Below are 24,791 nucleotides of genomic sequence, written 5' to 3'. Positions count from 1 at the left end.
CGTACAGGAGGAAACGTACTGTCATGAACAAAACACAGCGTTTGATCCAGCTTATGATGGTCGTTAATGAACGCATGGCGTTCACGACCAAAGAGCTCGCCCAGGAATTCGGCGTCTCGGAACGCACCATGCATCGCGATTTACAGGAGCTAAGCGAGCTCGGAATGCCGCTCTATACGGAGTTCGGCCCGCATGGCGGCTATCGCTTGCTGAAAAAGCGGATGCTCCCTCCTATTTTGTTCACGGAACAAGAGGCGGTCGCGATGTTCTTCGCCTTTCAGTCGCTCCAGTATTATGGAGCGCTGCCTTTTGCTGCAGAATCGACGTCAGCGCTAGGCAAGTTTTATCACTATCTTCCGACGGATACGAAGAAGCGAATTGATGCACTCAAGAATCGTGTGTCATTTTGGACACCTACCCGCACACAAAGTTCTCCTTACTTGGAGCAGCTTCTGGAGGCTTCGATCGATGGTCTCCCCCTTCACATCACCTACGCTTCCAAAGATGGTGCAACGGAACGTACCATACAGCCCATCGGCATTTACGCATCGAATGGTTATTGGTATTTTCCATCTTATTGTTTTCAAAAAGATCGCATCCTGCTATTTCGCACAGATCGCTTGCAAAGCTTGGCACCTGCCGAGCCAGATCACCCTAGCAAAAACCTTATGAACTACACCATTCTTGATTGGTTATCAGGTGGAGTAAGCCAGAATATGGATTCGTCCGAACACATGAGACTTCGCGTCAAACTTACACCTGCCGGTGTCCGAGCATACGAGCGGAGCAATGGCAGCAATGAAGATGTCACGATTCATGCCGACGGAAGCGGAGAATTAGTTTGTGAGATGCACCGGAGTAATCTGCTCTATTTCTCAAAATATTTCCTGAGCATGGGCGCAGATGCCGTCGTTGAAGAACCACCCGAAATGGTGCAATGGATTCGCGAACAACTTCAGCGTATGCTTCACGCATACAGCACCATGGAAGATTCACAAACATGAACATTTTTGCGCCTTTTCAATCCATGACAAGAATTGTCATCGTATAGAGTTAAACTATAAGTGCAAAGTAACTTGGTGAATGACTAATGGAGGTATAAAAGGATGACGAAAAGTAAACAGCTTCAAGGTCAGGTAGCACTTGTGACAGGGTCTAGTCGGGGTGCCGGCCGTGGAATTGCCTTAGTGCTTGGTGAAGCAGGTGCCACCGTTTATGTGACTGGCCGCAGTACAAGGGCACAATCCTCTCAGACAGATCTTACAGGTACGATCGAGGATACAGCGGATGAAGTGACTGCACGTGGCGGCGTAGGAATTGCGGTTCGATGTGATCATACGATTGAAGCCGATGTTCAAAAGCTGTACGAGCAAATCAAACAGGAGCAAGGCACACTTGATCTTGTAGTTAATAACGCATGGGGCGGTTACGAGGACATTGAAAAAGATGATTTTTTAGCGCCTTTCTGGAAGCAGCCTTTGAGACGTTGGGACAGCATGTTTGATGCCGGTTTACGGGCACAAATGGTGTCCAGCCGGTATGCCATGTCCACCTTCTTCCTTGAGCAGAAGCGCGGCTTAATTATTAACACGGGGGTCTACTCCGACATCGGAGGCGATTACCCGGTGAATGTATTTTATGACACAGTGAAACGTGCAGTTGTAAATATGACCCGTGCTATGTCTCTAAATCTCAAAGCAAACCAGTTGGACGTAACCGCATTGGCATTAGCTCCCGGTTGGATGCGAACAGAAGCTGTGTATAAACATTATGGCCTCGAAACTGGCGATCCCGACTTCATGCGAATTGAAGAGTTACACCCGACGGAATCCGTTGAATATATTGGGCGCGCCGTTGTGGCGTTGGCCTCCGATCCGCAGGTTCACCTTAAGGCAGGACTGCTTCACGAGGTTGGTTCCCTAGCTGCCGAATATGGTTTTACGGATATCGATGGTAGACGAATGCCGCCGTTTCGCGTCTAATTCTTTTGTTATTTCATGACCTATTTCTTTTTAAAATTATGCCAATTCCCCTAACCCTTCCTCCTCCTAAAGCATACAATATAATTAAATCTTATCGTTTCTCTAATTAATTTTGATAAAGAGATACCAAGTGCCCAGGAGGCGGAAACCATGATGTTAATAGAAGCAATTGAGCAGTCATTCTGTAAATTGCAAGAACCCTCATTAGAACAACTAAAATCTGCGCTTCAGTCCGTAAACAGCTTATTTCACGAGGTGCCTGATCATAAGACTGAACCCCTGAATCTAGCTTATGGCCGCAATGTCATTTATAGCAACAAAGAGCTTGAAGTCATTATCATTCACATTCCCGCCTCAGCTGCAACAGCCATTCATAATCACGGAGCTTCGATAGGAGCTGCCTGCTTGGTTCAAGGCCATATTGTCAATTCCAAATTCCATCTGGACACGGAAGGTTATCCGGTTGTTCATAGCGATGATTTGATTCGAACAGGCGACTATTTTACAGCTCCGAAGGATCAAATCCATCAGCTTAGCAATCCGTTCCATGAGCCCGCCGTATCCATTCATGTCTATAGTCCACCGCTTACTGACGTTCATCGTTATTTGCCATACAGTGAAGTTCTCGATTACGTCATTTAAATAAAGGAAGTACAGGGTACTGTTCTGCATAAAAGTTATAATTCTTGCGTGAAGAGGAACTACAGGGCCTTATTTCGCCCCGACCGCCTAAATATCCACCATATCCATCAAAATAAGGGACCGTAGTTCCCCTCCTACCGTTCAAAGAGCTATTTTGAGCAAAATAGCACCCTGTAGTTCCCCCTGGCACACTAAAAGCGAACTCACAGCAGAAAAAATAGGCTGACCACAAGGTTTATCTACCTTAATGGCCAGCCTTTTTATATTAAAACTGTAGGGAATTCTCGATGAATGCTTTTAACTCTGCAATTGGCATCCGCGTTTGTTCCATCGTGTCACGATCACGTACTGTTACTTGACCATCTGTCTCGGACTCGAAATCGTACGTGATACAGAACGGCGTACCGATTTCATCGTGACGGCGATATCTTTTACCGATTGATCCCGTATCATCATAGTCAACCATGAAATGTTTCGCCAGATCAGCAAAAACAGCTTGTGCGCCATCATTCAACTTCTTGGAAAGCGGGAAAATAGCCGCCTTGATTGGTGCAAGCGCAGGGTGGAAGTGAAGAACTGTACGGCTGTCGTCACCTTCCAGCTTTTGCTCTTCGAACGCGTCAATCAACAGCGCCAACGTTACACGGTCCGCGCCAAGGGACGGCTCGATGCAATAAGGAACATAACGCTCATTCGTTTCTTGATCGATATAGTTGAAATCTTCACCGGAATGCTCCATGTGCTGTTTCAAATCAAAATCCGTCCGATCCGCAATCCCCCAAAGCTCGCCCCAACCAAACGGGAATTTGTACTCAATATCTGTCGTAGCGTTGCTGTAATGGGACAACTCATCTTCATTGTGGTCACGCAGGCGAAGGTTTTCACCTTTCGCGCCCAATGACAGCAGCCAGTTGTGGCAGAAGCTTCTCCAGTACTCGAACCACTTCATATCCTCGCCCGGTTTGCAGAAGAACTCAAGCTCCATTTGTTCAAATTCACGTGTACGGAACGTAAAGTTACCCGGCGTGATCTCATTACGGAAGCTTTTACCGATTTGACCGATACCGAATGGCAGCTTTTTACGCATCGTACGTTGTACATTTTTAAAGTTAACAAAAATACCTTGAGCTGTTTCAGGACGCAGATAAACAACGTTGGAGCTTGCTTCTGTTACGCCTTGGAACGTTTTGAACATCAGATTGAACTGGCGGATATCCGTGAAATCTTTGCTGCCGCAATCCGGACAAACGATGTTATGCTCGACAATCAGCTTCATCATATCATCGAACGTCATACCGTCTACGACGATTTCGATGTTTTTTTCAGCTAATTTGTTCTCAATCAGCTTATCCGCACGGTGGCGCGCTTTACAGTTTTTGCAATCAATCATCGGATCGTTGAAGTTTCCTACGTGACCGGAAGCTACCCAAGCCTGTGGATTCATCAGAATGGCAGCGTCAAGACCTACATTGTAAGGGGATTCCTGAACGAATTTTTTCCACCAAGCGCGTTTGATATTATTTTTCAACTCAACACCTAACGGACCGTAATCCCATGTGTTGGCCAAACCGCCATAAATTTCAGAACCCGGGAATACAAAACCTCTGTGCTTTGCTAATGCGACAACTTGATCCATGGTAACACTCATTGTTCATTCGCTCCTTCAATTTATCATAATGGGGCCGAGAGCCCTAAGACGTCCGTTTGGATATGAGCACGCAAAAAAAGCTCCACATCCAAAGGCATCAAATCATGCCTAGGGACGAGAGCCTTACGCACCCGCGGTTCCACCCTAGTTGATACACCTGTAAAAGCCTGTATCCCCTTTATCGTATCGGCTCCGGATAGCCTTTTCCTTGAGCTCCTGTCTGGGCTCTCACCGTCCCCAGCTCGCTGAACAAGAAGTTGTTCAAGTACTATTCATCCTTCACTGCCGCAATTGATCATTCAATTGGCTTTAGTTTACAGAAAAACCGACAAAAAATCAAATGCTTACCGCCTAATTCAAAAAAATTAATATAAATGTGGACGGCGGTCCTCGAAGACCGGAATTTTAGCCCTTACACGCACTACTTCCTCCAGATCAATCGTTGCATGTAAAATCGCTTCGCTCTCGTCGCCTTCCACAAGCACTTCGCCCCAAGGGTCAATAACCATGGAGTGTCCGAAGAAGCTCGTTGTACCGCTCGTTCCGACACGATTGCAAGAAACGACGTACATTTGATTCTCAATCGCTCTAGCCATGAGCAGCGTGCGCCAGTGATGCAATCGCGGATGAGGCCACTCGGCAGGAACGAATAAAATTCTAGCGCCATCCAGCGCTAATTTGCGTGCCAGCTCCGGGAATCGGATATCGTAGCAAATCATGGCGCCAGCCCGTACGCCTTCAAGCTCAAATCGGCCTAGCTGGTCGCCGCTGTGCAGAAATTTCTCTTCGTCCATCAAGCGGAACAAATGAATTTTGGAATACTCCGCAATTTCCGCCCCTTCGCGATCAAACGCATAAATCGTGTTCAGCACACGCTCTTCTTTTTTATCGGCAATCGAACCGCCAATAATATTCACATGGTTCGCTTTGGCAAAATTGCTCAATAGCGCTTTTGTCCGCTCCCCGTTCACATCAGCAAGCTGCTGAATCTCCGTTAAGGCATAGCCGGTGTTCCACATCTCAGGAAAAACGATGACATCCGGTTTCGGATCGTTTTGCACAGCCTCTTGGAGCAGCATCTCCAATCGGGCAAAGTTCCTATCTGGTTCACCGATCGTGATATCCATTTGAATGAGTGCCAAATGAAGCTGTTTGGATTCTGACATACTGTAAATACTCCTTCCAGTGGGCGAAAATAGCCATTTCTGTTCTCCATCATAATCGAAAATCGCTTTGAACCCAAGTGCTGGCTTAAGACGGCCGGAAAGCTTTCGATTGACCTCTTGCTATGCTAAGCGTTTTCCAGCCTTGTTGGCTGGCCAAGTGTTTGCTCAAGAAAACAATTTGTCCCACATGATAACCATAATGAGAAACCTGGCGCTGAATGGCTTGAATGACCGTATGCTCTTGTCCGCGAATGCGAATGATGCGCAAAACATCCTCAGATGTTAGGGAATGCAGGGCATCAAATAGCACTTTCCATCCTTCCTCCCACAAAGAAAGAAGCTCCTCCCGCGAGTAACGGCTGCTTTCGAATTCCATGTCGCGCTCCCGCGTCTCCTTCTCCCCATCCGATGTTAGAAAATCGACCCAACGGGATAACATATTCCCATGCATGTGTTTGATCAACACTTCCAAAGAGTTCGACTCTTCATCCAAGGTTTGATAAAAATGCTCATCCGCCGCCTGCGCAAATGCTTGATCCGCCAGTTTTTTCATACTCTCAAAAGCACGAATCGACTCCTGCAAAAAAACTTGAGCAACTTGTGATTGGTCTGACATGCCTCTCATCACCTTTCCACAGCTTTTGAATTAACTGTATGATAAGACTAGTCTATTGTAAAATCGATTTTTTTCATCACTATGAAAAATAGACTAATCATGTTACATTTAGGTTATTAATTAAAATCCCGACCTCCGGAGTGTGAATTAAAACCGTGACTACGCTATCTACACAAACAAGTGCTTTCCCCATACAGCCAGCTGAACGTATGAAAGGTTTGCCTACCCAATTTTTCGCTACGCTCGTAGGCAAAGCGAATGAACAAATTGCATTAGGGCATGATGTGATCAATCTGGGACAAGGCAACCCGGATCGCCCAACGCCGCCTCATATCGTAGCTTCGATGCAGGAAGCAGCCGCTAATCCTTTGTATCATAAATATCCGCCTTTCAGCGGTTTTCCGTTTCTGAAACAAGCGATTGCACAACGTTATAAAGAAGATCATCAGGTTGATCTGGATCCGGATACGGAGGTCGCCATTCTTTTTGGTGGCAAAACAGGACTCATCGAGATCGCTCAGTGTTTATTGAACCCTGGCGATGTTTGCCTTGTGCCCGACCCGGGTTATCCCGATTATTGGTCAGGTGTCGCATTAGCCGGAGCGGAGATGGCATTCATGCCTTTGCGAGAAGAAAATAACTTTCTTCCGGATTACTCGGCATTGAAGCAATCCGATCTGGACCGCGCGAAACTCATGTTTATCAACTATCCGAACAATCCGACTGGCGCTACAGCACCCGCTTCCTTCTATGAAGAAACGGTCCAATTCGCGCAGAAGAGCGGCGTGGTCGTAGCCAGTGATTTTGCTTACGGCGCTATTGGATTTGACGGCGAGAAACCAATCAGCTTCTTACAGACGCCTGGCGCCAAAGAAGTTGGCATCGAGTTTTATACACTTTCCAAAACGTATAACATGGCAGGCTGGCGCGTAGGTTTTGCGCTGGGTAACAAGGAAGTCATCCGCCTCATCAACTTAATGCAGGATCATTACTATTGCTCCTTGTTCGGCGGCATTCAAGCCGCTGCGGCAACGGCCCTCACTGCTTCCCAAGATTGCGTCAGCGAGCTTCGGGATGTCTATGAAAGCCGCCGTAATGCTTTGTACACCGCTCTAGCGAACATTGGCTGGAATGCCCGTCCTTCCCAAGGCTCCTTCTTCTCTTGGCTGCCGGTGCCGAAGGGACACACGTCGCAAAGCCTTGCTGATCTGCTTCTTCAGGAGGCAAAAGTGGTCGTCGCACCAGGCATTGGCTTTGGTACACATGGTGAGGGTTATGTACGTCTGGGTCTCTTATCTTCGGAAGAAAGATTAGCAGAAGCTGTACAGCGCATTGGAAAGCTGAACCTGTTCGGCTAGTAAAACTAGTGGCATCTGCTTCTTTACAAACACTTGTACCCCGTGCTATTCTATATAGAACCAAAAAAGGAAGTCTTCCAAAACTTCTATATCGCAATGTTATGATGGGAATAGTAGGAACGAACAGCACGTAAACAGAGAGTAAGCTCCACCGACTGAGAGAGCTTGCCGTGAACCGATTCCGAACCCGCCCCTGAACCGTCAACGATGAGTTGAACAGTCCCCTGCTGTTATCCAGGGAATCCAGAGTTGGGTGCAGCCTTTTTGGCGTGCGCCAATCTAAGGTGGTACCGCGGAAGCTACAGACTTTCGTCCTTATGTTATGAGGACGGGAGTCTTTTTTTATATCCATTATTTACATATTGTTCAAACAAAGGATGGGATCGTAATGACACAGCGCATCGTCGTGAAAATCGGCAGTTCTTCTTTAACTTCAGATACGGGTGGTTTAAATCCCGATAAAATCCGGTTTTTCGCATCGGAACTTGCGCAATTACAGAAGGACGGTAACCAAGTCCTGCTCGTGACATCCGGCGCAGTAGCCGCAGGTTTCACCTCCCTTGGGTACCGCACGCGTCCCAAGGTGCTGCACGAGAAGCAAGCTGCCGCTGCCGTGGGGCAAGCGCTGCTCATGCAGGCGTACCATGAAGCCTTTGCGTCCCACGGTATTAGCGTGGCGCAAATTTTGCTGACCCGGTACGACTTCTCCAACCGCAAGCGCGTCCAGAACGCGTTGATGACGATCGACGAGCTGCTGCAGCGCGATGTCGTCCCGATTATCAACGAGAATGACACTGTCTCGGTGGATGAGCTTAAGTTCGGCGACAACGATACCTTGTCAGCCTTGGTGGGCAATTTGGTGAAGGCCAGCAAATTGATCATCATTACAGATATGGACGGTCTGTACACGGACGATCCCCGCAAGAACGCGAACGCTCAGCGTATCGATCGCGTAGCCGCCATCAGCGACGAGCTGTTCAGCTTCGCTGGAGGTTCAGGGAGCGCGGTCGGCACCGGCGGCATGCGCTCGAAGGTCGAAGCCGCCCGCATCGCGATGCGCGGGGGCGTGCCGGTCTTTATCGGGCGCGTGCTGGAGCCCGGCGATCTGCCCATTGCCGTCGGCGGCAGCGGCAAAGGCACGTACTTCGACACGGCGCTGAACAATCTGCCGGTGAAGAAACAATGGGTCGGCTTCCACTCGCTGCCCCAAGGCCAAATCCTCGTCGATCCTGGCGCGAGATCGGCCCTGATGAGCGGCGGCAAAAGCTTGCTCCCCGCCGGAATCATTGGAGCTACCGGGGACTTCCACCCCGGCGACGTGGTCGAAGTGCTCAGCAACGAAGGTTCGCTGCTCGGACGCGGTGTTGTCAACTACGCTGCTTGGCAAATACAAGCAGCAGCAGGATTATCAACCGAAGAAGTCCAGAAGCGCGTCGAAGTGGCAAGAATTGAAGTCATTCACCGAGATGAATGGGTTCCGCTTGCTTAAATTGACTAATGAAAGTGAGGCACACCAACCATGAGACAACAACGCTTGCTGATCCCAACTTTACGAGATGTCCCGGGTGATGCCGAAGTCGCTAGCCACAAGCTGATGCTGCGTGCGGGACTGATCCGCCAGTTATCCAGCGGTATTTACACCTATCTGCCATTGGGGCTTAAAGCCCTTCAACATATCCAAACCATCGTTCGGGAAGAGATGGACGCCGCCGGTGCGCAAGAGATGCTCATGCCAGCGCTTCATCCCTCCGAATTATGGAAAGCTTCCGGCCGTTGGGACGTTTATGGGCCCGAATTAATGCGTCTGGAAGACCGGCATGGGCGTGAGTTTGCTCTAGGAGCAACCCATGAAGAAGTGATTACAACGATTGTTAAGGATGAAATTCAGTCCTATAAAAAACTTCCTGTCACGCTTTATCAAATCCAAACGAAGTACCGTGATGAACGAAGACCTAGATTCGGCCTGCTGCGCGGACGTGAGTTCCTTATGAAGGACGCCTATTCCTTCGATCGTTCGCAGAGCGGTCTCGATGAGAGTTATGAGAGCATGTACAAGGCTTATCATCGGATTTTCACGCGTTGCGGGTTAAATTTCCGGGCGGTTGAAGCGGATTCCGGGGCGATTGGCGGTACGGATACCCATGAGTTCATGGCGCTAGCGGACATTGGGGAAGATACCATCGTTCATTGTCCTTCCTGTCAGTATGCAGCCAATTTGGAGAAAGCGGTTGGTCAATTGCCGGCTTTTACTGATACAGCGAGCAAGCGATCAGACCTGCCTAACGAACCCCAAAAAGTGCACACGCCACAGGTAACCAGCATTAAACAACTTAGCGAGTTCCTTCAAGTTTCGCCAAAGCAAATCATTAAATCCATCGCAATTGAAGCGAATGGCGAACCGGTGATTGTCCTTCTTCGCGGTGATTGTGAAGTCAATGAAATTAAGTTGAAAAATGCCTTGAACGGTACAGAATTCACGATGTTATCCGAAGCCGGCATCCAACAAATAGGTTCCAAAGCTGGATTCATCGGACCTATTGGACTTCAGAACGCTAAAATTATCGCAGATTCCTCTGTAATCGGCATGCAGGACGCTGTCATCGGTGCCAACGAAGCTGATTATCACCTCACGCATGTCCAGGTTGAGCGGGATCTTGCCGGCCTGGCCTATTATGATTTGCGAAATGTTACAGAAGGCGAGCACTGTCTAACTTGCGGACATGAACTCTCTTTTGCCAAAGGCATTGAGGTCGGTCATGTTTTCAAACTGGGAACCAAATACAGCCGTTCGCTAGGCGCATCGTTCAGCGACGAGAATGGCGCTTCCGAGCCCATCATTATGGGCTGCTACGGAATTGGCGTTTCCCGTGTGCTGGCCGCCATTATCGAACAAAATCATGATGAACGAGGCATCATTTGGCCGGCGTCTGTTGCTCCCTTCGCTGTTCATCTCCTCACCGTTCATGTGCAGGACGAAATTCAGATGAAGTTATCCACAGAGATTTATAAATCATTAACCGATGCCGGCTATTCCGTCCTCTGGGATGATCGTGAAGATCGTCCTGGCGTGAAATTCAACGATGCCGACCTGATTGGCTTCCCGCTTCGAATTACGGTAGGCAAGAAAGCTGCCGAACATATCGTGGAATGTAAAGAACGCCGCAGCGGAGATCAGTATGAACTTACGGCTGAACAAATCATTGCGCATTGCCAAACTTTTTTCCAAACAGGAGGTCGATCTTCCCATGAGTGAAGTCGTTCAAAAGTCCAAATTAGCGAAACAAGCAGCCCAAACAATGGGTAATCTCACAACGGAACAGAAAAACGCAGCGTTGCTGCTTATGGCAGATGCCCTTGTTACTGAGCAACAAGCTATTATTGAAGCAAATGCCAAGGATTTGGAGCGCGGCAAGCAGCTTGGCACCAGCGCTTCCCTGCTTGACCGTCTTGCTCTTAACGAGTCCCGGATTGCCGCCATCGCTGAAGGATTGCGTCAAATCGCTGAACTACCCGATCCAATCGGGGATACGCTTGAAGATTTTGACCGTCCGAATGGTCTTCGCATTCGCAAAATTCGTGTTCCGCTTGGCGTGATCGGCATCATCTATGAAGCTAGACCCAATGTTACCGTGGATGCCGCAGGATTGTGCCTCAAAACAGGCAACGCCGTTGTGCTGCGTGGCGGCTCTTCCGCTCTATTTTCCAATGAGAAAATCGTCGAGGTTCTGCATGGCGCGCTAAACCGGTCCGCTATCCCGGCTGACGCCCTTCAATTGATCTTAAGTGCGGATCGCAGTTCTGTAGATGAAATGCTGAAACTGAACGGCCTTATTGACGTTCTCATCCCAAGAGGCGGACACTCACTTATTCAAAATGTTGTCAATAACGCCTCCGTCCCTGTCATTGAAACAGGAGCAGGTGTATGTCATACTTTTATAGACGAAAGCGCACAGCTTGAAATGGCTATCTCTATTGGGCTTAACGCCAAAGCTCAACGTCCTTCCGTTTGCAATTCGATGGAAACTCTGCTCGTACATGAAGCTGTGGCAGCCAAACATTTGAACGCCATTGCGGAAGCTTTCACAGGCGCCAATGTCGAGCTTAGAGGAGACGATCGTGCCAGAGACTTGGTCTCTAGCATGCAGACAGCAGCGTCGGCAGATTGGGGAACGGAATATGGAGATTACATTCTTAATGTCAAAGTAGTCAAAGATCTGGATGAAGCGCTTGACCACATTCGCCAATTCGGCACGATGCATTCCGAGTGTATTGTGACGGAAGATGCCGCCAATGCGGAGAGATTCCTGCAGGAAGTCGATGCGGCAGCGGTTTACCACAATGCCTCGACGCGTTTCACAGATGGCTTTGAATTCGGATTCGGTGCGGAAATCGGCATTTCGACTCAAAAACTGCACGCTCGCGGACCGATGGGTCTGCCAGCCTTAACTTCAACCAAATACCGTATTTACGGAAACGGTCAAATACGTCAATAGTTCATACAATTTGAGGAGGAATGTACGATGTCCACAACTTTATCCCAAGCCAAAATTGCTTTTGTCGGTGCAGGCTCCATGTCGGAAGCCATTATCCGAGGTCTGATTCAAACCAAAGTAGCCAATCCACAGCATATTTATGTGATGAACCGTTCTGATCAAGACCGATTAGCCTTTCTTCGCTCTGAGTATGGCCTGCAAGCTACTTCCGATCCTGCTACCAAAGAAGCTTACCTGCGCCAAGCAGATGTCGTCGTACTTTGTATGAAACCCAAAGATGTTGTGACCGCATTTGAGGATCTGAAGCCGCTTTTGAATGAAAATCAGCTGCTCGTATCCGTCATCGCCGGCCTATCCATCGCCAAAATGGAAGTTTTGCTGGAATCGAAAATGCCGATTACTCGCACAATGCCGAACACTTCCTCAACGATTGGATTGGGCGCTACAGGGATGAGCTTCTCCGCAAACGTGAATGATACATTCAAGCAGCTCGCAACCCAAATGTTCGAAGCGGTGGGCATAGTATCCATTGTTGAAGAAGAAAAGCTGGAAATTCTTACAGGCGTATCCGGCAGCGGCCCTGCCTACGTCTACTATTTCATGGAAGCCATGATCAAAGCCGGCATCGAAGGCGGTCTAACCGAAGAAGATTCCCGCCAGTTAACACTGCAAACCGTGCTTGGCGCCGCTCATATGGTCCAGCATACCCAGGAAGATCCAGCTGAGCTTCGCCGTAAGGTGACATCACCAAATGGTGCTACGCAGGCTTCCATCGAAGCATTGGATCATTACCAATTTACGGAAGCTATTACCAAGGCCGTATTCCGCTCGGCTGAACGGGCCAAAGAAATGGGCGAGCAAATCGCAGCCCCAAGCCCAGTGAGCAAAACGTCCTGAATGAACAAGGTTTTATTCTAGCAAAGCAGGTGAACATTTACGATGAGTGCATATTGTTTAGCCACATATCGGAGTTTCGAAGAGAAAGCCGATTTTCATAAAAAAGCAACGGGCATCGCGGTCGGCCTGACCGTCGGCTCATGGACGGAACTGCCTGAGGCTCAGAAGGCACAAATGGAAAAACATTTGGGCAAAGTGATTGCCGTAGAGGTTCACGAGCCCGCTCCTGGAGAGTCTATCAGTGCGCGCTATGCGGACATTACGATCGCTTATCCTGACGTCAATTTCAGCCGCGATATCCCTGCGCTGTTAGTCACCGTTTTCGGCAAACTATCCATGGACGGCAAAATTAAACTGATTGACTTGAAATTCTCCACTGACTTCCTTGCCGGCTTCGCTGGACCGAAGTTCGGGATGCAAGGCGTGCGCGACCTTCTAGGCGTTCATGACCGTCCGCTGCTGATGAGCATCTTTAAATCCGTTGTCGGCTATGAGCTGCCGGCTCTGCGCGAACAATTTTATTTGCAAGCGGCAGGCGGCGTGGATTTAATCAAAGACGATGAGATTTTATTTGAAAATCCGTTGACTCCGCTGGAGAAGCGGATTGAGATTTGTATGGAGGCAGCAGCCCAAGCTTCCAAAGAAACCGGCCAGAAGCTGCTGTACGCCGTGAATTTGACCGGCCCTACTTCGAAACTGGCCGCGCAAGCCAAGAAAGCGATCCGGGCAGGAGCTAACGCCCTTTTATTCAATGTATTAGCCTACGGCTTCGACGTTCTGCATGAGCTAAGCGCCGACCCGGAGATTACGATTCCGATTATGGCACATCCGGCCATGGCCGGTGCAACGTATCCTTCGCCGCACTACGGAATCTCCCCTTCTGTGCTGCTTGGTAAATTGATGCGTCTTGCAGGAGCAGATCTGGTGTTGTTCCCTTCTCCCTACGGTTCTGTGGTTATGCCGAGAGAAGAAAACCTGGCCATTAAACAAGTCCTGTTAACAAATGATCTACATACCGATTACAGCTACAACGCTCCGGCAGACGCTCATTTGAAACTGGCTGCTTCGTTCCCTGTACCATCTGCGGGCATACACCCTGGCTTGGTCCCTCTCATACTGAGAGACTTCGGTCACGACGTGATTGTAAATGCAGGCGGGGGCATTCATGGCCATCCGCTTGGTACAATCGCCGGAGGGCGAGCATTCCGCCAAGCTATAGACGCAACACTGCAAGGGATACACCTTCGCGATTACGCCCAAACACATCCAGAATTATTATCAGCTATTGACACTTGGGGGATAAGAGAATGAGTAAGGAACGCATCATTTTTTGCGATTTTGACGGAACCATTACCGTAAATGATAACATTGTGGCGATTATGAAACATTTTAACCCGCCGGGTTGGGACGCGATTGTAGAACGCATTTTGAATAAAAGTACGTCCATTCGCCAAGGCGTCGGCGACATGTTCGCCCTGCTGCCCACTTCACGCAAAGATGAAATTGTTGAGTATGCCATCAGCAATGCAGTCATTCGGGACGGCTTCAAGGAATTCGTCGACTATTGCAAAGAGCAAAATATCAAGCTATTAATTACAAGCGGAGGCATCGATTTCTTTATTTACCCGCTGCTGAAGCCTTTTCCGATTCCACATGAGAACATTTATTGCAATGCCTCCTCCTTCGAGGGCAGCGTCATTGAAATCTTGTGGCCTAATAAATGTGATGAGCATTGTCAAACGGATTGTGGCATGTGCAAAACAAGTATCATTCGTTCCTATGATGCCAATCGGTATGAACGAATCATCATCGGAGATAGCGTGACCGATTTCGAAGGAGCTAAGCTGGTCGATACGATTTTTGCACGCTCCCATCTTATCGATATGTGTGAGAAGCTGGGATACGCTTATTACCCATTCGATAACTTCTTCGATATTATGAAGCAATTGGAGGCTGAACCTGTAGCATGAGTATTTTACTGGAAGAGAAACAACGCGCATTCGCTGAACTGCGCGAGATTAAAGCCAATTTAGCTGCAAGAGGCTGGTTTCCGGCGACAAGCGGCAATTTATCCGTTCGTGTAGGCGGCTTCGAGCCAGAACAATTCACTTTCGCCATTACGTCAAGCGGCAAAGATAAATCCGTGCAGACGCCGGAAGATTTCCTCCTTGTTAATGAAAAAGGTGTCGCTACGGAAGCAACAAGCCTCAAGCCTTCGGCTGAAACGCTGATCCATAGCGAGATTTATCGCTTAACAGGCGCTGGCGCTATTTTTCATGTGCATACTATTTTCAACAACTTGGTATCAGAGCTTTATTGGGAGCGTAAAAGCATTCCTGTCGACGGCGTTGAGCTGATCAAAGCCTTTAATATTTGGGATGAAGAAGCTCAAATTGAGATTCCAATTTTACCGAACTATGCAGAAATTCCACGTATTGCAGCGCTTGTTGAAGATGCCATCGTTCCACGGATCCCTGGAATCGTCCTGCGCAAGCACGGGATTTATGCATGGGGTGCGAATGCGTTCGAAGCCAAACGTCACTTGGAAGCATTTGAATTCCTGTTTGAGTACGTATATCGCTCTCATCTGCTGAATAAATAATTGGCTGATCTGAAGTAAAACCAAAGAGGCTGTCTCCAAGGTCCGAAATGACCCAAGAGACAGCCTCTTCTATTATCTTGATTGCCTGAAACGTTGTGAATATTCCTTTGCTTGATCCACGGTGCCCACTCGATTGCGGCTCCATTCCAGCAGAATGCGGTCAATATATCGGAAATGGACCTTGCCGGCAAAAACAGCTTCCTTCAATGCCGTCATAATGAGCTCTTCCTTATATTGATCTTTGTCTAACCATCCGCTGATCGTTTCCAGCTCCATCGGTGTTAATGGACGTGCAAATTCTTTTTCGAACGTGGTGAAAATATTTCTGGCTCCCTCATCGGTCGGCAATGGCGCGCGCACAGCCGATAGTTTAGCCAGTTCTTGCTCAGCTACCTGTTTGGCTAACTTTCGGTAAAGCGGAGTCAGATTGTATCTCTCACTCCGAATCCCCGTCGATACTTCCATGTCTTCATCAATAGTAATGAATTGCTCATGAATCAACTTCTGCAAGCTGGCAATGACCAGATCTGGAGAAGCCGACATGCGGGATTGAATCTCATCCGGGGTTGGAAAATCGTACTTTTCTTTATCCAAAAAGGAAATGAGATGGATTAGCGTCATGACCTCGATTTCGCTTAACTGGAGGGCACGATAGTTCTTCAGCAGAAGAAGCGGTACCGCGACGCTGCCCTCCTGGAAGCTGGCCAATAGGACGGCCTCGATCTGCTGCTGTGTATGGAACGATTTACTCATCCGGTCTCCTTTCTACCTTTGGTTGATAACGGATTACGGATATAGACGGTATAACAAACGTGGGAATGGAATCGTTTCGCGAACGTGATCCAAACCGCAAATCCAAGCAACGGTACGTTCAAGACCCAGGCCGAAACCGGAATGCGGCACAGTTCCGTATTTCCGCAGGTCGAGATACCATTGGTAGGCTTCTTTCGGCAAATCATGCTCTTGGAAGCGTTGTTCCATCAATTCCGGATCATCAATCCGCTGGCTGCCTCCGATAATTTCTCCATACCCTTCAGGAGCAATCATATCCGCACATAACACGACTTCCGGACGGCTAGGATCTGGTTTCATGTAGAAAGCTTTAATTTCCGTTGGCCAATGTGTAATGAACACGGGTGTTTCATACTCTGCAGCAATAGCTGTCTCATGCGGCGCTCCGAAATCTTCGCCCCACTCGAATTCATGGCCATTCTTTTGCAGGAATTCAACGGCTTGATCGTACGTAATACGCGGGAAGGAGCCTTTGATTTTCTCCAATTTGGACGTGTCGCGCTCTAAGGTTTCCAGCTCTTGCGCACAATTTTTGAGCACCGTTTGTACAATATGAGATACGAATTGCTCTTGGACTTCAAGATTTTCAGCATGGTCTACGAAGGCCATCTCCGGCTCGATCATCCAGAACTCAATCAGATGTCTTCTTGTTTTAGATTTTTCAGCACGGAATGTTGGGCCGAATGAATACACGCGACCAAGCGCCATCGCAGCCGCTTCCATATACAGCTGTCCGCTTTGCGTCAGGAAGGCATCTTCATCAAAGTATTTGGTGTGGAACAAATTTGTCGTTCCTTCACACGAGGATGGCGTCAGAATCGGCGGATCTACCAGATGGAAGCCGCGATCATTAAAAAATTGCTGAACGGCTTGAATAATCTGCGCGCGAATAACGAGAACCGCACGTTGGCGCGGGCTACGAATCCACAGATGGCGGTTATCCATCAAGAAATCGACGCCATGCTCCTTCGGTGTGATCGGATATTCTTCCGTTACCTGAATGATCTCTACGCCAGTAACATCAAGCTCAAAGCCGCCTTTGCTGCGCGTATCCTCTTTCACTTTGCCTGTTATGTACAGCGAGCTTTCTTGTGTCAGCTTGGACGCCGCTTCCCATACGTCTTCTCCGACTTCACTTTTCACTACAACACCCTGTATATATCCTGAACCGTCTCTAAGTTGTAAAAATTGAATTTTACCGCTAGACCGTTTCTTGTTTAGCCAACAGCCAATTGTAACTGACTCGCCGACATGATGTTTTACTTCACCAATCGTACATTTCATACTGATTCAGTACCTCCTTGAGTTTTCGTGCAAACCTACTCTTGCCGGGTTGCCCCTGTCGCTAATTTCGGCGCTTTTCTATTGTACACTATTTCAAGCAAAGATTCAGTGTGTCGTTGATTGAACCAAATGATAGGTGTCTCTGGCGATAACCCATTCTTCATTCGTTGGTATGACCAGCACTTGGACTTTGGCATTTACCGTTGAAATACGACGTTCCAGCCCTCTTCCTGTGCGGTTAGCGGCATCATCGAATTCCACGCCGAGATAAGTCAGATGCTCGCAAACCCGTTTGCGTAGCACTTCCGAATTTTCGCCGACACCTGCTGTAAATACAATGGCATCCACACCATTCATGGCCGCGGCGTAAGCACCTATATACTTGCGCAAGCGATACTCGTACATGTCAAAAGCCAGCTTGGCGTTTTTGTCTCCAGCTTCCATCGATTCCGTGATCTCCCGCATATCGCTGGATAACCCTGAGATCGCCTGGAGTCCGCTGTGCTTGTTCAGCATGGATGAGATCTCGCCCAGCGTCAGATCCTCCTTGCCCATCGCATAGGGCACGATGGCAGGATCCAGATCGCCGCTGCGCGTGCCCATCATCAATCCTTCGAGCGGGGTCATTCCCATGCTCGTATCCACGGATTTGCCGCCCTCTATGGCGGCGCAGGAAGCTCCGTTACCGATGTGACAGGTAATGAGCTTCAACTGCTCCAGCGGGCGGCCAAGAAAGGCTGCGGCGCGTTCGCTGACGTAGTTGTGCGAAGTGCCGTGAAACCCGTAGCGGCGCACTTTGTGCTTGCGGTACAGAGCCATCGGTACCGGGTACAGGTAGGCCTGCGCCGGCATGGTCTGATGGAAGGCCGTGTCGAATACGACAGCCTGAGGAACATCCGGCATGTTCGCCTCTACGGCGGATATGCCGAGCATATGCGCCGGATTGTGCAGCGGCGCCAAATCAAAGAGCCGCTTGATCTCCTGCTTCACCTCGTGGTCCACGAGGACGGAGCTCTTGAAGCTTTCACCGCCGTGAACGACGCGGTGGCCGACGGCGTGAATCTCTGCGGTTGACGCGATTACGCCGTGCTCAGGATGAACGAGCAGCGCAAGCACCTTGCGGATCGCAGTGGTATGCTCCAAAATTTCACTGACCTCATGAACTTCGGGTTTGTCCTTCGGTTCATGCAGCAGGATGGCGGTTTCCATCCCAATCCGCTCCACGCGGCCTTTGGCCAGCACCGTATCATCTTCCATATGAAATAGCTGGTATTTGAGCGAAGAGCTGCCTGCATTAATAACAAGAATATTCATAGCCTGTCACCATCCTTGTCATAAAGGAAAAATCCTTCTCCCGTTTTGACGCCTAAATGGCCGGCACGAACCATTTTCTTGAGTAGAAACGATGGCCGATATTTGATGTCCCCATAATCGCGGAACATCCCTTCAAGCGCATCATGCACGGCATCCAAGCCGAATCGATCGCACATTTCTAGTGGCCCGTATTTGAAATCATATCCAATCCGCATCGCGGTATCGATATCTTCCGCGGTTGCTACGCCTTCAGATAGTGTATGCAACGCCTCATTGATGAGCGTGCAGATCAATCTCGACGTAATAAAGCCCGGTGATTCATTGACTTTAATGCCTTTTTTATGAATGAACTCATCAACAAATTTTCTCGTTTGTTCAAAGATTTCGTCGGAGGTTTTCATCGCCCGGATGATCTCGACGAGATTGACTTTCGCCACCGGATGCAAGAAATGCAGGCCAATAACCCTCTGTGGATGGGTTGTGATGGCAGCAATTTCGGTTACGCTGAGTGTGGATGTATTCGTTGCTAAAATAATAGAAGAATCGCAGATTTGATTCAATTGGAAGAAAACATGCTTCTTGGCATTCAAGTCCTCTGTAATTGTTTCTATGACCATGTCGCACGCGGCCATGTCCTGCAGGGAATCCGCTTTCTTTATTTTCGCTAAAATGAGCTTCTTCTCCGCTTCCGTCAAAGCCCAGCGTTCGATTTGTTTATCTAAACTAACCTGGATTTGCTCGAGCGCGCGATCCAGCTTCTCTACTGTTTTCTCAACAAGCAATACTTCCAGGCCGCTGGCTGCAAGCATTTCAGAAATGCCTTGCCCCATTGTGCCACCGCCGACTACACCTATCGTTTTAAACACCATGCCAGATTTCTCCTTCTTTACTGCTCATTCTTATCATTCACAACTGCAGGGCAATACAACCTAAGGAACCCACTCATATCATACAATTTTTACTTCCAGATTTCATTATCCGTCACAAAAACTTGCGGAACCTTTACGACCTTTGACACAATTCCCCATAGAAAAAAGGCTGCCCCGCTAGCAGCTTATTTCTCGCTACTTTTGGTGACAACCTCAAATCTTGTACGCTATGCACTTTGTATAACTGAAGCATCAAATAACTTACGGAACGTATCGCCTGAGATGACTTCTTCCCCCATTAGTATAGCGAAGGAATGATCAAATACATTTCTCTGCTGCTCCAGCAGCGACTTGGTACGTATCATTAACGCATCAAGAATGGCTGTGTTCTCTTTCATCAGTTGATCTTTGGTGACCATTTCACGGTCTATGATACCTAGCGACGTCAGGCCGGAATCCATCATATTGCGCACCATAGAAAGTGCTTGCTCAAAGTCATTCCGCGACCCTGTGCTGCGTCCGCCATAGAAAATTTCTTCCGCCGCGGCCCCGCCTAAGGCGATCATGATTTGCTGCTCGATATAATCCTTCGTGTATAAATAATGATCCTTCGGAGGATTATGACGCACATAACCGAGTGCTTTCCCGCGCGGACTGACGGTTACTTGCGAAACCGAGCCAGGACGCACGAGCTCAGCGATAATAGCGTGGCCCAGCTCATGGTACGCAACGCGTTCTTTTTCATCCTGCGCGGTTTCCTTGTCGGTCCGCTCACCCATCATGACTTTATCAATCGCAGATGCCAAATGGTGCTGCTCAATTTCCTTTTTATCCTCACGCATCGCATAAATGGCCCCTTCGTTCAGAACGCCTTCCAGCTGAGCACCCGAGAACCCAAACGTTTGTTCGGCAACTGTATCTAAAGAAACGCCAACAGCTAACGGCTTATTTTTCACATGAATATTCAAAATAGAAAGACGGCCTTTTTTATCCGGTAAATCAACCTCAATATGACGGTCAAAACGCCCTGGACGAAGCAGCGCACTATCGAGCATTTCTTTACGGTTCGTTGCCGCCATAATCAAAATACGTGGAGCGTCATTCGTATGGATACCGTCCATTTCGGTTAACAGTTGGTTCAGCGTTTGGTCGTACTCGCGCTGTTGCCCCCCGTCACGTTTACCGCCGATAACATCAATCTCATCGATAAAAATAATCGCGTTATCCTTGCCTTCCTTCACGGCGCGGCTTCTTGCTTCCTTAAACAAATCACGAACACGGCTTGCACCCACACCAACGTACATCTCCACAAACTCACTGCCTGAAGCTGCTAAATAAACGGAATTCGTATAATGAGCTGCTGCTTTTGCCATCAGTGTTTTACCTGTCCCTGGAGGACCTGTCAGCAGAATCCCTTTGAGGGGGCGAATGCCCAACTGCTTAATTTCTTCGTGTTTAATCAAAAAATCAAGAGCCTCTGTTAATTCTTTCTTCGCCCGATCTTGTCCGCCAATCTCGTCAAAGGTGAGAAACGCCGGTGTCCGCGTTTTGCTTTTACGATCGCCGCCACCGCCACCGGAAATACCGATGCCGCCGCGGCCTCTGATCATATAAAACAATGAAACACCTAATACGCCGACAAATAAAATAGGGATAATGTTAACCCCTAAGAAAATTAAGAAAACTAGCAATACCGGAATAGCGCCTATGCCAATCTCTTTATAAATTTTACTCATTCGGCCACACTCCCATCTGCGTGGATCTAGGAAGCATAATGAATTTTGTGGCATCGCCATCTGTCAGACGAATATAAACATAAGTTTGATCCATTTCACTTTCAACTTTCATGTTAGGTATGTCAGACGCATACTTTTGAAGGGTCGTCGGAATATCTGCATAATGCTTGGTTTCCATGGCTTGAGCGACTTCAAATAAAGCTTTGGACCACCATTCATTAAGCTTTTCGGACGGATTATCTTTAATTTGAATATTTACTGTACGTTTGCCAATAATCGATGCGCCATCTTTGTTAATCCGCTCAACAACCGTTCTTAAATTCGCATCCGCTTGTAAACTAACTTCTATATCAACACGATCTTTGTCCAATTTCATCGTTGAACTTGTCACACCGGGAACTTTACTGATGATATCTGATAATGGGTTTTCCATAGCGAAACTTGTATACGCGAACCAGCCTCCGAATAATACGCCGGCAGAAATAATTACACTCAGTACAACAGGTAAGAGACGTAGCTTCATCAGTCAACGTCCCCCTTTCTCGATATATTAGGTTGCGTTCAATTCCATACGAGTAGTATATCATGCGATATATACTGTGACCTTATGAAATGAGTGGAAACAAAAAAACTCAGCCTATTGCAGGCTGAGTCTGTACGTATCTAAATAAAGTCCATCTTTGAATTTATAATAATCATAATAATATCTTGTACCGCTATCGTCTGTCTTTTTATAAAAAACTTCCCAAACGTACTCCTGGCCAAGCATCCCCGGCATGATACGCTCAATCTCCACACCCGGATTTTTCTTCATAACCGTATCTCGAATTTGGGCTTCCGTGAAGCCTTCAGAAGCCATCTCTGTATGAACGTCCTTATCAGAGACCCATACAATGACACCTTGGCCGAGCTTATCTTCGCCATAAACGATCCGAAAAGGCTCATCTCCATAAAAGAAATCCACTTTGGCCGCTTTCGTCATGATGCTTTTCTCAAAAGCAGTCTCTACCGCCATGCGTTTGTTATCCCAATGATCCTTCTGCACATTTAAGTAGAAGCGGCTGAGTACGACGCCAAGCGTCAATACAATAAACACGCCAAAAGTAATAATTCTCGTTCGCTTTGCACCCATCAGCGCCGCTCACCTCCCCAACCAAATTGCCGGCACCTTTTTAACCAATTAATCGGTCAAAACACAATTCAAATTCTCGCTTGATTTTTTCTTCATCCATCGTTAAACATTCCCCTTTGCGGACAAGCCAATTGCCGTCCACACAGACATCGACGACATCTTTGGCACAAGCGGAATAGACAACATGAGAAACAAAATCTGTTTTTGGCAGGAAATGAGGCTGATCGATGTCCAGCGCGATAAAGTCCGCTTTCATGCCTGGCTGCAGTAGTCCTACGTTATCCAACCAAATGGATTCGGCCCCCATCTTCGTACCTAGCATCAATGCTTCAGCAGCGGGGACAGCCAACGGGTCACCAGAAACGCCTTTGTGAATCAGCGCGGCGAGTCTCATTTCTTCAAACATATCCAAATTGTTATTTGAAGCTGCGCCGTCCGTACCAAGTGAAACCTTCACCCCGGCACGAAGCAATTCAGGCACGCGTGCTACGCCGGAAGCAAGCTTCAGATTGCTTCCCGGATTATGAGAAACACGGACATCATATTGTTTGAGAACATTGATTTCTTCATCCGTTAAATGGACGCCATGGGCTACAAGCGTTGGTCGGCTGAATACGCCGATCTTCTCCAGATGGGCAACAGGACGCAGTCCGTATTGATCTACATTTCCTTGCACTTCACGGCTTGTTTCCGACATATGAGTATGGATCGGCAAATTCAAATCGTGAGCAGCCTGAACGATTCGTTCAATATAATCCGGAGGACATGTGTAAGGCGCATGAGGAGACATCATCGTCGTGATACGTCCATTTGCAGCACCATGCCATGTTTTTGCAAACTCAGTGGCTTCTTGCAGCTTAGCCGTCTGTACATCAACCGGGCACAGTCCGATCACACCGCGAGCAAGAACGCCGCGCATGCCTGATGTCTCGACAGCCTTCGCCACTTCATTCATATGGTCGTACATATCGACAAAAGTCGTAGTCCCGCCCTTCATCATTTCCAAAATGGACAGACTCGTCCCCCATTTCACATCTTGGGCGGTAAATTTCGCTTCCATCGGCCACATTTTCTCTTCCAGCCAAATTTGCAGGGCTAGATCGTCACCGTAACCTCTCAGCAATGACATCGCGGCATGACCATGCGTATTGACTAAGCCGGGCATGTACAATTTATTCGTACCGTCGATGATTTCGTCGTAGTTTTCCTTGGGTTCAGGAATTTGTTCACCGATATATGTAATCAGATCGCCTTCTATGACCATGCAGCCTTTGATTGATGATTTTCCTTCAATCGTAGAAATAAAATGACCGTTCATAATTAATGTTTTTTTCATACTAAAAAACCCTCTCTATGCTCATTCTAAGTTAAACACCGCTTTATAAACTTTACATCTTAAGGCTTGTAAAATCAAGGAAGTGTACAATGTTAAGAAATTGTAAAATGTCACGGAATTTTCGTTGCTTTAGGTCCAATTGTTATGATATTTTTAATTTTGTGAGTTTTTTCAACAAGTTGGTCTGTTTATCTTATAAATTCGATCAAAATCTTGTACATATAGTAAATACTAGGAGGCATTTATGACCACGTTATTCACAAAAAAGAACGAAGTCGATTTCTTGCAATTGCTCATCCGCGCTGCAGAAAACGCACTGCAAACTGCACAGCTGTTCCGCACAGCCATGATGGGTGACAAATCCCCTATAGACTACGTTCAGTCCATTCACGATCTTGAACATGCTGGAGACTCCATCACTCACGAAATTTTCAAAGGACTCAATAAAGTGTTCATTACACCGATCGATCGTGAGGACATCATGGTTCTTGCCTCCAAAGTGGATGATGTCACGGATGGTATTGAAGCTACAATCGCTCGTTTCGACTATTTGAACGTCTCGCATACGGATACATATATGAAAGACTTCTCGGCTGTCATCGTGGATTCCTGCCAACATATGCTTGATGCATTCAAATTGCTTGCGAAGAAAAAATATATGCAAATTCCTGAACATACAGTTGCCATTAACTCGCTTGAGAATGACGGCGATCGCTTGATGCGTGAAGGAATCCGTCAAATTTTCATCACGCGCAAAGATGTATACGAAGACTTTAAGCTAAAAGAGATCTATGAGCGCTTGGAAGAAACAACGGACGCTTGTGAAGACGTAGCCAATATCCTAGATAGCGTAGTACTTCGTTATTCATAAGACTCAACCGGTCTATGTGTACGAAGATAGTTTTCCGAATGGAAAGCTCTTAG

General features: G+C 47.8%; 23 protein-coding genes. 12 read left to right on the top strand and 11 right to left on the bottom strand.

The features are described 5' to 3' along the window. The first annotated feature begins 23 nt into the window (after positions 1-23). From PCH02S_RS07245 to PCH02S_RS07235, 3 genes are all read left to right on the top strand, one after another. Positions 24-1,004 carry a helix-turn-helix transcriptional regulator gene (locus PCH02S_RS07245; protein ID WP_127451495.1) on the top strand — a complete coding sequence of 327 codons (981 nt, stop codon included), beginning with the start codon at positions 24-26 and terminating at the stop codon, positions 1,002-1,004. Positions 1,005-1,106: 102 nt separating this feature from the next. Next, entirely contained in the window at positions 1,107-1,982 is an 876-nt protein-coding gene (locus PCH02S_RS07240; RefSeq protein ID WP_127451493.1) for an SDR family NAD(P)-dependent oxidoreductase, read from the top strand. A gap of 150 nt (positions 1,983-2,132) precedes the next feature. After that, on the top strand, positions 2,133-2,624 hold the full coding sequence (locus PCH02S_RS07235; RefSeq protein WP_127451491.1) for a cysteine dioxygenase: 492 nt from the start codon (positions 2,133-2,135) through the stop codon (positions 2,622-2,624). A 265-nt stretch (positions 2,625-2,889) separates the two neighbouring features. On the opposite strand, the gene PCH02S_RS07230 is transcribed toward PCH02S_RS07235, so the two are convergent. The 3 genes from PCH02S_RS07230 to PCH02S_RS07220 all read right to left on the bottom strand — a co-directional run bounded on the left by PCH02S_RS07230 (position 2,890) and on the right by PCH02S_RS07220 (position 6,054). Further along, on the bottom strand, positions 2,890-4,272 hold the full coding sequence (locus PCH02S_RS07230; protein WP_127451489.1) for a glycine--tRNA ligase: 1,383 nt from the start codon (positions 4,270-4,272) through the stop codon (positions 2,890-2,892). Between the two features lie 365 nt (positions 4,273-4,637). After that, entirely contained in the window at positions 4,638-5,438 is an 801-nt protein-coding gene (locus tag PCH02S_RS07225) for a carbon-nitrogen family hydrolase (RefSeq protein ID WP_246068978.1), read from the bottom strand. Between the two features lie 85 nt (positions 5,439-5,523). After that, on the bottom strand, positions 5,524-6,054 hold the full coding sequence (locus tag PCH02S_RS07220) for a DUF1572 family protein (RefSeq protein ID WP_127451487.1): 531 nt from the start codon (positions 6,052-6,054) through the stop codon (positions 5,524-5,526). A 155-nt stretch (positions 6,055-6,209) separates the two neighbouring features. Between PCH02S_RS07220 and PCH02S_RS07215 the strand changes: the two genes are divergently transcribed. From PCH02S_RS07215 to mtnB, 8 genes are all read left to right on the top strand, one after another. Next, positions 6,210-7,412 (top strand): aminotransferase class I/II-fold pyridoxal phosphate-dependent enzyme, encoded by a 1,203-nt coding sequence (locus PCH02S_RS07215; protein ID WP_127451484.1) that lies wholly within the window; start codon positions 6,210-6,212, stop codon positions 7,410-7,412. Positions 7,413-7,800: 388 nt separating this feature from the next. Then, positions 7,801-8,901 carry a glutamate 5-kinase gene (gene proB, locus PCH02S_RS07210; RefSeq protein WP_218033147.1) on the top strand — a complete coding sequence of 367 codons (1,101 nt, stop codon included), beginning with the start codon at positions 7,801-7,803 and terminating at the stop codon, positions 8,899-8,901. 30 nt (positions 8,902-8,931) lie between these two features. Next, complete coding sequence (locus PCH02S_RS07205) at positions 8,932-10,665, top strand: proline--tRNA ligase (protein ID WP_127451480.1); 1,734 nt, start codon at positions 8,932-8,934, stop codon at positions 10,663-10,665. Further along, positions 10,658-11,905: a glutamate-5-semialdehyde dehydrogenase gene (locus tag PCH02S_RS07200; protein WP_127451478.1), complete on the top strand. Its 1,248-nt coding sequence runs from the start codon at positions 10,658-10,660 to the stop codon at positions 11,903-11,905. Before PCH02S_RS07205 ends, PCH02S_RS07200 begins: the two co-directional genes overlap by 8 nt. Positions 11,906-11,932: 27 nt before the next feature. Next, positions 11,933-12,802, top strand: coding sequence for a pyrroline-5-carboxylate reductase (gene proC / locus PCH02S_RS07195; RefSeq protein WP_127451476.1), 870 nt, complete (start codon positions 11,933-11,935; stop codon positions 12,800-12,802). Positions 12,803-12,844: 42 nt separating this feature from the next. Then, entirely contained in the window at positions 12,845-14,113 is a 1,269-nt protein-coding gene (locus tag PCH02S_RS07190) for a 2,3-diketo-5-methylthiopentyl-1-phosphate enolase (protein WP_127451474.1), read from the top strand. Beyond that, positions 14,110-14,772: a 2-hydroxy-3-keto-5-methylthiopentenyl-1-phosphate phosphatase gene (locus tag PCH02S_RS07185; protein WP_127451472.1), complete on the top strand. Its 663-nt coding sequence runs from the start codon at positions 14,110-14,112 to the stop codon at positions 14,770-14,772. The genes PCH02S_RS07190 and PCH02S_RS07185 overlap by 4 nt, the downstream gene beginning before the upstream one ends. Further along, positions 14,769-15,404: a methylthioribulose 1-phosphate dehydratase gene (mtnB, locus tag PCH02S_RS07180; protein ID WP_127451470.1), complete on the top strand. Its 636-nt coding sequence runs from the start codon at positions 14,769-14,771 to the stop codon at positions 15,402-15,404. Before PCH02S_RS07185 ends, mtnB begins: the two co-directional genes overlap by 4 nt. A 72-nt stretch (positions 15,405-15,476) precedes the next feature. Here the strand turns inward: mtnB and PCH02S_RS07175 are convergent, their stop codons facing one another. The 8 genes from PCH02S_RS07175 to PCH02S_RS07140 all read right to left on the bottom strand — a co-directional run bounded on the left by PCH02S_RS07175 (position 15,477) and on the right by PCH02S_RS07140 (position 23,867). Next, positions 15,477-16,157, bottom strand: coding sequence for a DnaD domain-containing protein (locus PCH02S_RS07175; RefSeq protein WP_127451468.1), 681 nt, complete (start codon positions 16,155-16,157; stop codon positions 15,477-15,479). A gap of 33 nt (positions 16,158-16,190) precedes the next feature. Continuing rightward, positions 16,191-17,486: an asparagine--tRNA ligase gene (asnS, locus tag PCH02S_RS07170; protein ID WP_127451466.1), complete on the bottom strand. Its 1,296-nt coding sequence runs from the start codon at positions 17,484-17,486 to the stop codon at positions 16,191-16,193. 99 nt (positions 17,487-17,585) lie between these two features. Further along, positions 17,586-18,794 carry an acetate kinase gene (locus tag PCH02S_RS07165; RefSeq protein WP_127451464.1) on the bottom strand — a complete coding sequence of 403 codons (1,209 nt, stop codon included), beginning with the start codon at positions 18,792-18,794 and terminating at the stop codon, positions 17,586-17,588. Continuing rightward, on the bottom strand, positions 18,791-19,663 hold the full coding sequence (locus PCH02S_RS07160) for a 3-hydroxyacyl-CoA dehydrogenase family protein (RefSeq protein WP_127451462.1): 873 nt from the start codon (positions 19,661-19,663) through the stop codon (positions 18,791-18,793). Before PCH02S_RS07160 ends, PCH02S_RS07165 begins: the two co-directional genes overlap by 4 nt. 227 nt (positions 19,664-19,890) lie before the next feature. Then, complete coding sequence (locus PCH02S_RS07155; RefSeq protein ID WP_127451460.1) at positions 19,891-21,399, bottom strand: AAA family ATPase; 1,509 nt, start codon at positions 21,397-21,399, stop codon at positions 19,891-19,893. Then, a complete protein-coding gene (locus tag PCH02S_RS07150; protein WP_127451458.1) occupies positions 21,392-21,922 on the bottom strand; it encodes a hypothetical protein in 531 nt (176 codons plus the stop codon). The genes PCH02S_RS07155 and PCH02S_RS07150 overlap by 8 nt, the downstream gene beginning before the upstream one ends. Positions 21,923-22,036: 114 nt before the next feature. Next, positions 22,037-22,531 carry a cell wall elongation regulator TseB-like domain-containing protein gene (locus tag PCH02S_RS07145; protein WP_127451456.1) on the bottom strand — a complete coding sequence of 165 codons (495 nt, stop codon included), beginning with the start codon at positions 22,529-22,531 and terminating at the stop codon, positions 22,037-22,039. Positions 22,532-22,571: 40 nt separating this feature from the next. Further along, positions 22,572-23,867, bottom strand: a complete 1,296-nt coding sequence (locus PCH02S_RS07140; RefSeq protein WP_127451454.1) for an amidohydrolase — start codon at positions 23,865-23,867, stop codon at positions 22,572-22,574. Positions 23,868-24,111: 244 nt separating this feature from the next. Here PCH02S_RS07140 and PCH02S_RS07135 point away from each other — a divergent pair, with 244 nt between their 5' ends. Further along, entirely contained in the window at positions 24,112-24,738 is a 627-nt protein-coding gene (locus PCH02S_RS07135) for a DUF47 domain-containing protein (protein ID WP_127451452.1), read from the top strand. Positions 24,739-24,791: the final 53 nt, after the last annotated feature.

Origin of the sequence: Paenibacillus chondroitinus NBRC 15376 (assembly GCF_004000765.1) — a bacterium.
Classification (GTDB): domain Bacteria; phylum Bacillota; class Bacilli; order Paenibacillales; family NBRC-103111; genus Paenibacillus_E; species Paenibacillus_E chondroitinus.
The sequence above is the reverse complement of the archived record's forward strand: the minus strand, read 5'-3'. Positions and strand labels throughout refer to the sequence as shown.